Source organism: Nocardia sp. NPDC050713, from assembly GCF_040654315.1.
In the GTDB taxonomy this organism is placed as follows: Bacteria; Actinomycetota; Actinomycetes; order Mycobacteriales; family Mycobacteriaceae; genus Nocardia.
In genome coordinates this window covers 525,007-537,730 of record NZ_JBFAHS010000003.1, presented here as the reverse complement: position 1 = coordinate 537,730, position 12,724 = coordinate 525,007, and the positions used below count along the sequence as shown (strand labels likewise).

Annotated in this window: 11 protein-coding genes; 2 read left to right on the top strand and 9 right to left on the bottom strand. The window is 69.6% G+C overall.

The features are described 5' to 3' along the window. Positions 1–31: 31 nt before the first annotated feature. Positions 32–1,792, bottom strand: coding sequence for a proteasome ATPase (gene arc / locus AB0H49_RS08980; RefSeq protein ID WP_355002520.1), 1,761 nt, complete (start codon positions 1,790–1,792; stop codon positions 32–34). Positions 1,793–1,973: 181 nt separating this feature from the next. On the opposite strand from arc, the gene AB0H49_RS08975 reads away from it, so the two are divergent. Then, positions 1,974–2,507, top strand: a complete 534-nt coding sequence (locus tag AB0H49_RS08975) for a hypothetical protein (protein ID WP_357248996.1) — start codon at positions 1,974–1,976, stop codon at positions 2,505–2,507. A gap of 93 nt (positions 2,508–2,600) precedes the next feature. Here the strand turns inward: AB0H49_RS08975 and AB0H49_RS08970 are convergent, their stop codons facing one another. After that, the gene (locus AB0H49_RS08970) at positions 2,601–3,434 is read right to left on the bottom strand and encodes a tRNA (adenine-N1)-methyltransferase (RefSeq protein WP_355002518.1); all 834 of its coding nucleotides are present in this window, start codon (positions 3,432–3,434) and stop codon (positions 2,601–2,603) included. 82 nt (positions 3,435–3,516) lie between these two features. Between AB0H49_RS08970 and AB0H49_RS08965 the strand changes: the two genes are divergently transcribed. Continuing rightward, complete coding sequence (locus tag AB0H49_RS08965; RefSeq protein WP_357248993.1) at positions 3,517–4,425, top strand: RecB family exonuclease; 909 nt, start codon at positions 3,517–3,519, stop codon at positions 4,423–4,425. 162 nt (positions 4,426–4,587) lie between these two features. Here the strand turns inward: AB0H49_RS08965 and hisG are convergent, their stop codons facing one another. From hisG to AB0H49_RS08930, 7 genes are all read right to left on the bottom strand, one after another. Beyond that, a complete protein-coding gene (gene hisG / locus AB0H49_RS08960; RefSeq protein ID WP_357248990.1) occupies positions 4,588–5,439 on the bottom strand; it encodes an ATP phosphoribosyltransferase in 852 nt (283 codons plus the stop codon). A gap of 125 nt (positions 5,440–5,564) precedes the next feature. Beyond that, the gene (locus tag AB0H49_RS08955) at positions 5,565–5,828 is read right to left on the bottom strand and encodes a phosphoribosyl-ATP diphosphatase (protein WP_355002515.1); all 264 of its coding nucleotides are present in this window, start codon (positions 5,826–5,828) and stop codon (positions 5,565–5,567) included. A 117-nt stretch (positions 5,829–5,945) separates the two neighbouring features. Beyond that, the gene (locus AB0H49_RS08950; RefSeq protein WP_357248987.1) at positions 5,946–7,760 is read right to left on the bottom strand and encodes a choline/carnitine O-acyltransferase; all 1,815 of its coding nucleotides are present in this window, start codon (positions 7,758–7,760) and stop codon (positions 5,946–5,948) included. Positions 7,761–7,914: 154 nt separating this feature from the next. Beyond that, on the bottom strand, positions 7,915–8,736 hold the full coding sequence (locus tag AB0H49_RS08945; RefSeq protein WP_357248984.1) for a class I SAM-dependent methyltransferase: 822 nt from the start codon (positions 8,734–8,736) through the stop codon (positions 7,915–7,917). A gap of 32 nt (positions 8,737–8,768) precedes the next feature. Then, the gene (locus AB0H49_RS08940; RefSeq protein ID WP_357248981.1) at positions 8,769–9,629 is read right to left on the bottom strand and encodes an arpA protein; all 861 of its coding nucleotides are present in this window, start codon (positions 9,627–9,629) and stop codon (positions 8,769–8,771) included. 429 nt (positions 9,630–10,058) lie between these two features. Beyond that, complete coding sequence (locus tag AB0H49_RS08935) at positions 10,059–10,724, bottom strand: HAD family phosphatase (RefSeq protein WP_357248979.1); 666 nt, start codon at positions 10,722–10,724, stop codon at positions 10,059–10,061. An 11-nt stretch (positions 10,725–10,735) separates the two neighbouring features. Beyond that, positions 10,736–12,436 (bottom strand): serine/threonine-protein kinase, encoded by a 1,701-nt coding sequence (locus AB0H49_RS08930; protein WP_357248976.1) that lies wholly within the window; start codon positions 12,434–12,436, stop codon positions 10,736–10,738. Positions 12,437–12,724 lie beyond the last annotated feature (288 nt).

Below are 12,724 nucleotides of genomic sequence, written 5' to 3'. Positions count from 1 at the left end.
CGAGGAGACACGGCCCGCGATATCCACCGAACTACAGGTACTGACCCGTGTTCGACTCCGTGTCGATCGCACGGCTGGCACTGGCGTTCTTGCCGGTGACCAAGGTGCGGATGTAGACGATGCGCTCGCCCTTCTTACCCGAGATGCGGGCCCAGTCATCGGGATTCGTGGTGTTGGGCAGGTCCTCGTTCTCGGAGAACTCGTCCACGATCGAATCGTAGAGATGCTGGATGCGCAGACCCGGGTTGCCGGTGTCGAGCACCGCCTTGATGGCGTACTTCTTGGAGCGGTCCACGATGTTCTGGATCATGGCGCCGGAGTTGAAGTCCTTGAAGTACAGGACTTCCTTGTCACCGTTGGCGTAGGTGACCTCCAGGAAGCGGTTGTCCTCGCTCTCGGCGTACATCCGGTCGACGACCCGTTCGATCATCGCGCGGATGCAGGCGCCCTTGTCGCCGCCGAACTCCTCGAGATCGTCGGCGTGCAGCGGCAGTCCTTCGGTCAGGTACTTGGAGAAGATGTCCTGCGCCGATTCGGCGTCCGGCCGCTCGATCTTGATCTTCACGTCCAGGCGGCCCGGCCGCAGGATCGCGGGGTCGATCATGTCCTCGCGGTTGGAGGCGCCGATGACGATGACGTTCTCCAGGCCCTCGACGCCGTCGATCTCCGAAAGCAGCTGCGGCACAACGGTTGTCTCCACATCGGAGGAGACGCCGGAGCCGCGGGTGCGGAAGATCGAGTCCATCTCGTCGAAGAACACGATCACCGGCGTGCCCTCGGAGGCCTTCTCGCGCGCCCGCTGGAAGATGATCCGGATGTGACGCTCGGTCTCGCCGACGAACTTGTTGAGCAGCTCGGGGCCCTTGATGTTCAGGAAGAACGACTTGGCTTCCTTGGCGTCCTCACCGCGCGCCTCGGCGATCTTCTTGGCCAGCGAGTTGGCCACCGCCTTGGCGATCAGCGTCTTACCGCAGCCGGGCGGACCGTAGAGCAGCACGCCCTTGGGCGGACGCAGCGCGTACTCGCGGAACAGATCCTTGTGCAGGAACGGCAGTTCCACCGCGTCGCGGATCTGCTCGATCTGGCGTCCGAGACCGCCGATGTCGTTGTAGTCGACATCCGGGACTTCCTCGAGCACGAGGTCTTCCACCTCGGCCTTGGGAATCCGCTCGAAAGCGAAGCCCGCCTTGGTGTCGACCAGCAGCGAATCACCGGGCCGCAGTTTGCGAATGGGGGAATCGGGGTCGTCCAGATCGTCGACCTCGGCGACCTTGGCCAGCGGGCCGGCCAGCCAGACCACCCGCTCCTCGTCGGCGTGGCCGACGACCAGCGCGCGGCGACCGTCGTCGAGGATCTCGCGCAAGGTGCCGATCTCACCGACCGAATCGAAGGTGCTCGCCTCGACCACCGTCAGCGCCTCGTTGAGACGCACGGTCTGGCCGTACTCGAGGGTCGCGGTGTCGATGTTCGGTGAACACGTCAACCGCATCTTGCGACCCGAAGTGAACACGTCGACCGTCTGATCGTCGTACACGCCGATCAGAACGCCGTATCCGCTCGGCGGCTGACCCAGCCGATCGACCTCCTCGCGCAGTGCGACCAGTTGCTGGCGCGCCTCCTTGAGTGTGTCCATCAGCTTCGTGTTGCGAATGGTCAGCGAATCGATGCGGGCTTCCAATTCCCGTGTGCGATCCGGCGAATCGGCGAGTTGCCTCCGGAGTGCAGCCGCCTCGGCGCGTATCGCCTCGAGCTCTCTCCAGGCCGCCGAATCCGAATTCTCGATGGGGCTCATGTGCTGCTCCTCCCAGTCCCGGTCTATCAACGCTACCGGGCGCGAACCGTTCTCGCTGTCCGACATGGTTTCGTCGTGATCACATCTGTGCTGCGATCGGCGGCCGAGCAACCATGTTAGCCTGCCCTAACCCGACAAGGCGCGAGGTCCCTCGACGCCCAAGCCGAAAGGTTGCTAGAGAATGCTCCTTCCCGCCAAGACCCTGCGTGTTTCCGTGGCTACCGCCGCGGCCGCCCTCGCCGTTACGGTCGGGCTCACCGCCTGCGGCTCGGACGACTCCTCCGACACCGCCGCGACCACCACCTCGGCGGTGGCCACCACCTCGGCCGCCGCCACCACCGGTGCGGCCGGTGGCCACGACCACGCGGGAGCCGACGCGCCCAAGCCCGAGGATCTGCAGGCCACCCTGGCACTGGTCGCCGACCCGAGCAAGCCGACGTCCGAGAAGACCGCGGTGATCGTCGACGGCGAGAAGCGCACCGCCAACATCGACCAGATGAACCAGCTGCTCGCGGGCTACGGTCAGCTCACCTTCGCGGTCACCGACGTCAAGACCGAGGGCGAGACCGCGACCGCGCAGGTCGTCATCACGTCGCCGCACGGCTCGGCGCCGGCCATGCCGATGACCTTCCAGCATGTCGACGGCAAGTGGAAGCTCTCGGACGCCACGGCGTGCACCCTGCTCGGCTTCGCGCAGGCGCCCTGCACGCCCTGAGCGTACCCCCGCCTTCGCTCCGGCCGTGCGTGGTCTTCCGTCGGACCGCGCACGGCGGCGCGGACCCGGTTCCCGCACGGGCGTCGCGGCGCCTCAGCCCTTCGAGGGGCGGCGTTGCGGCTTGGGGGTGACCACGCCCTCGGCCAGCCTGCGCGCGCTCACCAGGAACGCCGTGTGGCCCTGCATGCGGTGTTCGGGGCGCACGGCGAGGCCGACGACGTGCCAGCCGCGGACCATCGACTCCCAGGACCGCGGCTCGGTCCAGCATTCCTGCTCGCGCAGCGCCTCGACCACCTTGGACAGCTGGGTGGTGGTCGCGACGTACACGATGAGGACGCCGCCGGGCACCAGCGCCTTGGACACCGCGGGCAGCGCGTCCCACGGCGCCAGCATGTCCAGCACCACCCGGTCCACCGGGTCGCCGGTGTAGTCGGCGACGTCGCCGACGGTCAGACTCCAGTTAGCTGGACGTTCGCCGAAGAACCGTTCGACGTTGCGGACGGCGTGCTCGGCGTGGTCCTCGCGGATCTCGTAGGACACGACTTCGCCCTCCGGGCCAACGGCGCGCAACAGCGAACACGTCAGCGCGCCGGATCCCGCGCCGGCCTCCAGGACGCGCGCGCCAGGGAACACATCGCCCTCGTGCACGATCTGCGCGGCGTCCTTCGGGTAGATGACGGCCGCGCCGCGCGGCATGGACAGCACGTAGTCGACGAGCAGCGGCCGCAGCGCGAGGTACGGGGTGCCGTTGGTGGAGTGCACGAGGCTGCCTTCGTCGGCGCCGATCAGATCGTCGTGCTTGATCCCGCCGCGGTGGGTGTGGAACTCCTTGCCCGGCTCCAAGATCACCGTGTAGAGGCGTCCCTTGGCATCGGTCAGCTGCACCCGGTCCCCGGTGGTGAATGGCCCGGTCCGTCTGGCCGTCATGAATCTCCGTTCGCTGCTCGTCGTCGCGCTGTCGTCGCGGTCCGGCACCGGCGTGTCGGTGCCGCCGGATAGCCTGCCAGGTATGCCAGCGCCCGTGTCCACGCCCCCTGCCGACGCAGCCTCCACCGAGCCGTCCGCGGCCGTCTCGGCGCGGCGCAGGCCCGCGCTGTCGCCTTCGCGGGCAATGGATTTCAAGCAGTGTCCGCTGAAGTACCGCTTCCGGGCGATCGACCGGATCCCCGAGCCGCCGTCGCGGCACGCGGTGCGCGGCACGGTGGTGCACGCGGTGCTCGAGGACCTGTACGGGCTGCCCGCCGCGGAGCGCGGACCCGAGCGGGCCGACGCTCTCGTGGATCCCGCGTGGGCCAGGGTGCTCGCGGCGCAGCCGGAGGTGGCCGATCTGATCCCGGCAGACGGGCTCGCGCCGTTTCTCGCGGAGGTCCGCGCGCTGGTCGAGAGCTACTACCAGCTGGAGGACCCGACCCGGTTCGAACCGGAGTCCCGCGAGGCGCGGGTGGAGGTCGAGCTGGACGACGGCGTGCTGCTGCGCGGGTACGTCGACCGGATCGACGTGGCCCCGACCGGCGAGCTTCGGGTGGTCGACTACAAGACCGGCCGCGCGCCCGGACTCGTGCAGGAGACCAAGGCGCTCTTCCAGCTGAAGTTCTACGCGCTGGTCGTGCTGCGCACCCGCGGCGTGCTGCCCGCCCAGCTGCGCCTGATCTACCTGGCCGACCGGCAGATCCTCACCTACGCGCCCGACGCCGAGGAGCTCGGCCGCTTCGAACGCACCCTGTCCGCGCTGTGGACGGCCGTGCGCGAGGCGGGCCGCACCGGGGAGTTCCCGCCGACCACCAGCTGGCTGTGCAACTACTGCGACTACAAGCCGCTGTGCCCGGCGTTCGGGGGCACCCCGCCGCCGTACCCCGGCTGGCCGGAGGACGACGGCGAGTCGCCGGGCGAGACGTTGGCCGAGGCCGTCGCCGACTGATCCCGCGACACCCGGGCGAGACCGTCACCGCGCCATCCCGCGGCTCAGGCCGTGAAGTCGCGGAACGACAGCGCCGAGAGACCAAGGCCCACAAGCAGATTCACCGCGACGGCGGAGCCGCCGGGCGGATGCACTCCGGTATCCGCCCGGCGTCCGGCTTGGTCAGAAGGCCCGGCAGGAGCGGATGTCGGTGGCCAGGATGGCCTTGGCGCCGAGGTCGGCGAGCTCGTCCATCACCGCGTTGCCCTTGCCGCGCGGCACCAGCGCGCGCACCGCGACCCAGCCGGCGTCGGCCAGCGGGGAGACGGTCGGCGATTCCAGGCCCGGCGTGATCCGCACGGCCTGCTCGAGCAGGTCCTTCGGGCAGTCGTAGTCCAGCATCAGGTACTGCTGGGCGAACACCACGCCCTGGACGCGGGCGATGAGCTGGTTGCGGGCCCGGTCGTTCTGGTCCGAGCCGACCGCCTCGATGAGCACGCCCTCCGAATCGCAGAGGGTCTCGCCGAAGGCGACCAGGTTGTGCTGGCGCAGCGTGCGTCCCGAGCCCACCACGTCGGCGATGGCGTCGGCGACGCCGAGCTGGATGGAGATCTCGACCGCGCCGTCGAGGCGGATCACCTCGGCCTCGATGTCGCGGCGCCGCAGATCCGCGAGCACCAGGTTCGGGTAGGAGGTGGCGATGCGCTTGTCCTGCAAGTCCTCGACCTTCCACTCCCGGCCCGCGGGGGCGGCGTAGCGGAAGGTGGAGCGGCCGAAACCGAGCGCGATCCGCTCCTGCACCGGCGCGCCGGAGTCCAGCGCGAGATCGCGGCCGGTGATGCCGAGATCGAGTTCACCGGAACCGACGTAGACGGCGATGTCCTTGGGACGCAGGAAGTAGAACTCGACCTGGTTCGCGGGATCGAGCACGCTCAGGTCGCGGGAATCGGTGCGCTTGCGATATCCGGCCTCGGCCAGGATGGAGGTCGCGGATTCGGACAGGGCGCCTTTGTTGGGGACTGCGACGCGCAGCATGGGGTGGATGTCCTTTCGGTGTTCGACTTGGCCTGAGCGGGGGTCCCTCCGTGGTCACGCTGCGCTGCCGCCTCCGGGCCTGACCCGCTCCGGCGCGAAACGAAACTACGGAATGGACGCGACCGTCACAGATGTCGGTACACGTCTTCGAGCTTCAGTCCCCGGCCCACCATGAGCACCTGGACCCAGTAGAGCAGCTGCGAGATTTCCTCGGCCAGCGATTCGTCGCTCTCGTGTTCGGCGGCGAGCCAGACCTCGCCCGCCTCCTCGAGCACCTTCTTACCCTGGGTATGCACACCGGCGTCCAGCGCGGCCACGGTGCCGGAACCCTCGGGACGGGTGATGGCACGATCCTGCAGCTCGGCGAACAGGGTTTCGAAAGTCTTCACGGCTGGTCATTCTCTCAGACGCGCATTCCCAGCTACCGTCCCGGTCCACCCCGGGACCGGGACGGCCCGCGCGCTCACCGCGCGGACGCTGGGCTCAGCGCGGCCGCTCGACGCCGGTCACTCCGGCGCCAGCAGCTCCGCCAGTTCGCGCACCGCCTCGCGGAGGTGATCGGCGAACGCGTACATCTGGTCGGCCACCGTCTTGGGTGTGGCCAGGTAGAGGTTCCAGCGGTCCGGCAGAAGCACGTAGGCGACGCCGATGCAGCGCGGGCTGGTCGAGCCGAAGCCGAAGTACTGGATGTTGACCGAAGGCGCGGAGCTGGTGCTGAGGTAGTCGTCGCGCATGATCACCCAGCCGGGGCTGGTGTAGAGCGAAATCGGCTCGGTGACACCGAGTTCCGCGCCGCGACGGCGCTGGATCCACTCCAGCTCCCACAGGTGCTGTTCCGGCGCGTCACCGGCCTGGCACTGCTTGGCCCGTTCGACGTGCTTGGCCGCGGCGGTGCGCGCGGCCGCGAGGCGGGCGGCGGTGTCGGCGCCGGGGTCCAGCATGGTGTCGACGAAGGCGATCATCTCCGGCGTCACCACCCGCATGGCCTCGGTGCGGCCGTTGCGGTACTGGCGGGTCGCGATGGATTCGTAGGTGGCGCCGGTGATGCCCTTGCTGCGCCGGTGCGCGAGCTGGTAGCTCAACTGCGCGAAGGCGTCCGGCGAGATGCCGAGCTGCTTGGCTCGCGCGGTGCCGAAATCCTCGAAAGAGACCGTCTGCGTGGCATTTTCGGCCGCGTACGTGGCGAAGGCCGCGCCCGCCGCCGCGATGTCGGTGCGCAGCGCGGCGTCGAGGGTGAACTCGATGGGCTCCACGACGGGCAGTCCCTGCGCCTGGGCGCCCGAGCGCCGCGCGTGTTCGGCGGCGGGCGTCTCCAGCAAGGTGTCCACGAACGACAGGATGGTGGTGCCGTCCAACCCGCAGTGCTCGACGTTGATGCCCGCCTGGCCGTCGCCGAAGACGATGAACGACACCGCCTTGTCGAACCAGCGGTTGGCGCTGTCGCCGTGCAGCAGTTGATCGCAGGCGTGCAGGGTGTCGCGCGGAGTGAAGTCCTCCAGGCACAGACAGAACAGCGCGGTCTCGATGGTGTCGAGCGCCGCGACGTTGGCGGGTTCGGCGCGCAGCGCGGCCCGGCTCGCCGCCCATTCGGCGCGCGCTTTGGTGGTGAGGTGACCGACGGCGGTGTCGGTGCGCGCCGAACGCGACCCGGCCTTGAGCACCGCGCGCAGACCGTCGGCGAGGTCGTCGAGGGAGTACGGCGCGCCGCCCTGGCCGATCACGTCCATCCGGAACATGCTGCCGCGGTAGAACACCACGATGTGCCGCTCGCGCGAGGGGCCGGGCCACTCGGGGCTGTAGGGCACCCGCACGGTGTCCTGCTGTTCGCCGGGGATTCTGGTCTCGGAGAACAGGTATTTGTTCTGCCACATGGACAGCTGCTGCCCGCGCTGGGTGACCGGCGGGACGGCTTCCTCGTCGAGGGCCAGCTTGTAGTCCACGGCCGCGGAGACGATGGCCGCGGCCCGCTCCACCTGATCGGCCGCGGTGGACGCGGCCAGCGGCGTGTCGTCGCGGAAGAGGAAGAAGAAGTTGGCGTTCAACGCGATTCGGTCGCGTCGGCCGAGATAGCGCGACGGCCAGAACAGGTCGAGCCAGCTGCCGACACCGGGGGTGGCGTCGTACTCCGCCAGCGCCGCGTGCAGCGTCCGGCCCGGACCGTCCGGCCGGAGCAGGTCGGCGACCGCCGCCTCGGTGGTGGCGATTTCGTCGTCGCTGAGCAGCGGGGTGCACCATTCCAGGAACCTGGCGCAGCTGTCCTCCAGTGTCGGCAGCGGTACCCGGGGCAGGTGGTCTTCGGCGGCGAAGGTGCGGTCGGTCAAGTCGGAGTCCTCGAGGTTCGGGTGCGATGGGGTGAGACGCGCACGGCGAGACAACGTCCGTGCGTGCGAGTGTGGAGTGCGTCGCTCCACTACAGATCCTCGGCGACGAGGCCGAGTTTCGACAAGAGGCTGCCGGTGTTTCGGTGCGAAACCTTCAGGCGCGGCCCTTGGGGCCCGGCCGCGACAGGTAGAGGTGCGCGTACAGCCAGCCGTCGGCTTCCTGGCCTCGGGTGTCGATTCCCTTGTCGGACAGCGTGTTCAGCACGCGCTGCTGTTCGTCGGCGGAGGCGAACCTGCGCTGCTGGAACAGGCCGGGCGCACGCTCGGTGCGGTAGCCGAGCGCGGCGAGTTCCTCGGCCATCGGGTCGAAGTCGAACATGCGCAGCACGAAGTGCGCCATCCACGGCCTGCGCCGCGGGTGCGCGGTGGCGATCCGCAGCAGGGTCTTCTCGGTGACGTACCCGATACAGCCGGTCGACAGGACGATGTCGGCGGCGGCGAGCACCTCGCGCTGTTCGTCTGTCGGATCGGCGGATTCGAGGTCGGCGTGCACGGTGTCGTGCAGCAATCCCGCGGCCCGCGCGTAGTCGAGCGCGGGGCGGGCGGCGTCGATGCCGACGAAGCGCACGTCGGGATGGTGATCGCGCTCGGCGAGGCGGGCGCGATCGCGGGCGATGAGGCGGTCGCGGTCGGCGTCGGCGGCGTCGCGGTAGTGCGCGGCGAGTTCGCCGATGCCGGTGTCGAAGCGCAGCAGCGCCGCGTTCACGCCGTAGGAGCAGCCGATGTCCAGCACGGTCGGCGTCGCGACGCGCGCGGAGGCGCGATACTCCCGGATCTGCTGCTCGAAGAACGGCTTCGCCAGGTCGGGTATGCGGTAGTCCAGCTGGGACATCCGTGCGTAGTACTCGCGAGGATCGGGACGGTCGTAGATGTCGTCGAAGGAGGCTTTCCCGGTCGTGTCTAAGGGTACTGGCACGTGTGTTCGTTCCTCTCGGGGTCGAGCTGGGCTCAGTCGAGTAGTCGGTCGCCGCGGACCAGGCGGTCCTCGGCGACGTGTTCGGGCAGGACGCGACCGAACAGCTGGCGGGTCCGTTCCACGGTGCCGATGACACCTGGCCGGTCGGTGTAGGCGAAGATCGCCGAATGTCGTTGCCTGCCACCGGAAACCGGGGACACTCGGTGCAGCGAGAAGCGCCCCTGGAACAGTTGCAGGTCGCCGGGGCACAGCTCGAGCTTGCGGATAAGTCGCTCGCCGGAACCGGTCAGCACGTCGCGCACGTCGGCGAGGTTCTCGGCCTGCGGCGAGCGGATGCCGGGGCAGTACTCGAAGGTCCCGCCCGCTTCGGGCAGCTGGGTGAGCATGCTGACGGTGAATTCGTTGGTGTCGAAGTGCCACGGGTGCGACATGCCGGGGGCGACCACGTTCAGGCACAGCCCGGCCAGCGGGTCGGCGTATTCGTGCAGCTCGGACAGGTCGAAGCAGTCCGCGACGAAGCGCTGGAACGCGGCGCTGGTGTAGAGCCGGTGGATCAGCGCGTCGGCGGGGATGCGGTCGCGCGGCACGAACGCGTTGCCGCGCTCCAGCACGATGCGGCCCGGATGATCCTCGGGCAGTTCGGTATCCAGCGGGATGTTGTAGGCGTTGACCCGCTCCACCTCGTAGTGCGCGTGCGGCGCCATGTCCTCGCCCTGCGCGCGCAGCGTCTCGACGAGCTCGGGCCGGATGAACTCGCGCAGCACCGTGCAGCCGCTGTCGGCCAGGTCGGCCCGCGCCGCGTCGACCGCCGTGTGCCACCCCGCCGAGCCCGGCGATTCCAGCGGATACCTTGCGGTGTCGACGATTTCGTCCAACACTCCCGTCGCAGCCATGGCGTCATTTTGGTGCAGCGCCCGACGACACGCCCGGAGATTCGGAAAAGTTGCCGGTGAGTGCAGTCACACTTACTATCTGCGCGCATTTGCGTTGCGGCACAGTAACTCCCACGCATTCCCCGGTGCTCAGCACACAATCGAACCGACCAGTCTTGTGCCCGGCGACGACCTCGACATCGGGGTCTCGCCGCACCTCTCGCGCTGCCGCGCAGTACGACCCATTGCGCCGGACGATATTCGACAAACGCCAACGATCGAAGTCGTCAGCCGGTTCGCCTTCGGTTGCCCGCGACGGCAGCACCCAGCCGCCGGTGGCAGCGGACGCGCACGGAACGTCAGGCCCTTTCTCGAAGTCCGGCCGGATGCAACCGTGGCTCAGATGGTCGCCCGGCAAGCGGACGTACCGCGGTGGATGCGTGCGGGACGTCAGGCGCGGAGCGTCTGTTCCAGATCGGCGAGGGTGAGGCCGACCAAAGTGTCGCGGAAAGCGAGGCCAGGGGCGCGCGGGACCGGAATCTCACAGGGCACGACCAGGACCGCGCAGCCCGCGGCCGCCGCCGCGCGGGCACCGGTGGGCGAGTCCTCGATCGCCACGCAGTCGCGCGGGTGCACGCCGAGCAGGTCGGCGGCGCGCAGGTAGACATCGGGCTCGGGTTTGCCCTCGGGCACCTCGTCACCGCAGACGGAGACGTCGAAGAAGTCACGGCCGAGGGTGTCCAGGCCGTACTCGGTCAGCGAGCGCTTGGTGTTGGTGACCAGCGCCGAGGCCAGGCCCGCGTCGCGGACCAAGCCGAGCGCGTCCTTGGCGCCCGGCCGCCACGGGATGGGGCCGGTCATCAATTCGGTGACGCGCCGCTCCAGGAAGCCCGCGGCATCACGCAGCGCGTCCGGTGTCGGATCCAGTCCGAGTCCGTTGAACAGGATGCGCAGAGCGTTCGGGCCGGACGCGCCGATGAGGGCGTGCCGGATCTCGTCGGTCAGCACGCTGCCGAGCCGCACCGCCAGCTCGCGAACCCCGACGTCCCAGAGCTTCTCCGAGTCCAGCAGCGTCCCGTCCATGTCCCACAGGACCGCGGTGAGTCGCGTTGGCACGTGATTCCCGCTCACACGCCGGAGCCGGTGATGACCATCCGGCCACCGTCCTGGCGGACCTGGATCCAGCGGTTCTCCCGATCCACCGCACCGTTGGTCTTCACGTAGGTCAGCGAGACGGTGGCTCCGTCGTTGCCCCGCGGCGTGATGCCGTTGACCTGAACCGAGCGGATGGTGGACCAGAACGAGGCGTAGGAGTTGTAGCCGCCGGTCTGGGACTGGTAGCCGGGCGCGAGCTGCGACCACGCGCCGGACACATTGCCGGGCAGCATGCCGTAGTAGCCCTGGATGAACTGGGCGATCCGGTCCGGCGTCGGCGGCCCGAACGGCGTCGTGGTGATCGTGGTCGTCGGCGGCCGCGTGGTGCTGGGCGGACTGTTCGGGCTGCTCGACGGCGCGGCGCTGCTGGTCGGCGTGGCAGGCACGACCGTCGGGGTCTCGTTGTTCTGCGGCGCGGCGGTGGGCACTTGGGCCTGGGGCTCTTCGGTCGGATCACCGCCGGTGCCGGGCGGCGGCTGCAGCGCCTCGCTCGTCCCCGGCGGCGGGGCCGCGGTGGGATCGTCCGATCCGTTTCGGTCCCCACCGGAGGACAGCACGAACGCCACTACCACGACCAGCACGACCGCCGCGGCGGCCATCACGGCGAGGATCTGTTTGTTCGGCCCGGCGCCGCCACCGGTGGCGCCGGGCAGCGTGCCGCCGCCGGACGGTCCGCTGGGCGACGACGACGACGGCGGCGCGGCGGCGAGCGCCGCGCTCGGCACGAATTCGGTGGCGTCGGAGGCGTTCCCGGTGCTGGCGGTGGCGGCGGAGGTGGGGAGCACGGTGGTCGCGTCGGCCCCGGGCGCGGGCAGCACCTTGGTCATCACCGGTGCGGTCGCCAATGCCGGAACGCGGCCCGCCGCAACGGCTTCCAGCGCCTCCTTCGCCTCGCGCATGGTCGGGCGCGCGTCGATGCTCGCGGCGAGCAGGTGCATCAGCACCGGCGCCAGCCCGTCGGCGCGGCGCGGCTCGGGCACGTCGGCCCGCGCGACGGCGTGCAGCACCGCCAGTGCGTTGTCGCCCTCGCCGAACGGCGGCGCGCCCTCCACCGCGGCGTACAGCGTGGAGCCGAGCGCGAACACATCGGACGCCGGTTCCGGGTTCTCGCCGCGCGCCACCTCCGGCGCGAGATAGGCGGGGGTGCCCGCGAGGAATCCGGTCGCGGTAACGGTCACGTCGCCGACGGCGCGGGAGATGCCGAAGTCGGTGATCTTCACGGTGCCGTCGTCGGCGACGAGCAGGTTGGCCGGTTTCACGTCGCGGTGCATGATGCCCGCGTCGTGCGCGGCGGCCAGCGCGGCGGCGGCCTGCGCGCCGATCTTGGCCACCTCGATCGGCGACAGGGTGCGATGCCCGGACAGCTTGGCCGCCAGGCTGGGCGCGTTCATGTACTCCATGACGAGCCACGGCTGGCCGTCCTCTTCGGCGACGTCGAAGACGGTGATCGCGTTCGGGTGGTGCAGCCGGGCGGCGATCCGCCCCTCGCGCATCGCGCGCAGTTTCGACTCCAGCGCTTGCTCCTTGGAGAGCCCGGGGCCGAGCAGCAGCTGTTTCACCGCCACGGTGCGGCGCAGTCGCACGTCGGTCGCCCGCCACACCACACCCATCGCGCCGGTGCCGATCGGATCCGTCAGCCGATACCGTCCAGCGATCAACCGATCCGCCGTCATGTGGTCGTGCCCCTCCTGCTGTGCGCCGAGCCGTCGAGCACTCCGGCGCGCCCAGCGGGTTTCCGGCGAAATCCCTACGCTCCGAAGTGCTTCGCACCCGTCAGCAGCGAGACGAACGGCATCCGCCGACTGCTCCGGATGCAGTTGCAACTAGTCGACAATGGCATACCCACCCGACAGACTCCAGCCGCGTCGACCCGCTGTCGCGGACCGGACGGTCGAATACCCGGGTAGCCTCGAACATTCGAGCGTACCCGCCGGTACCGGATATCTGTGCCACGACCGTTC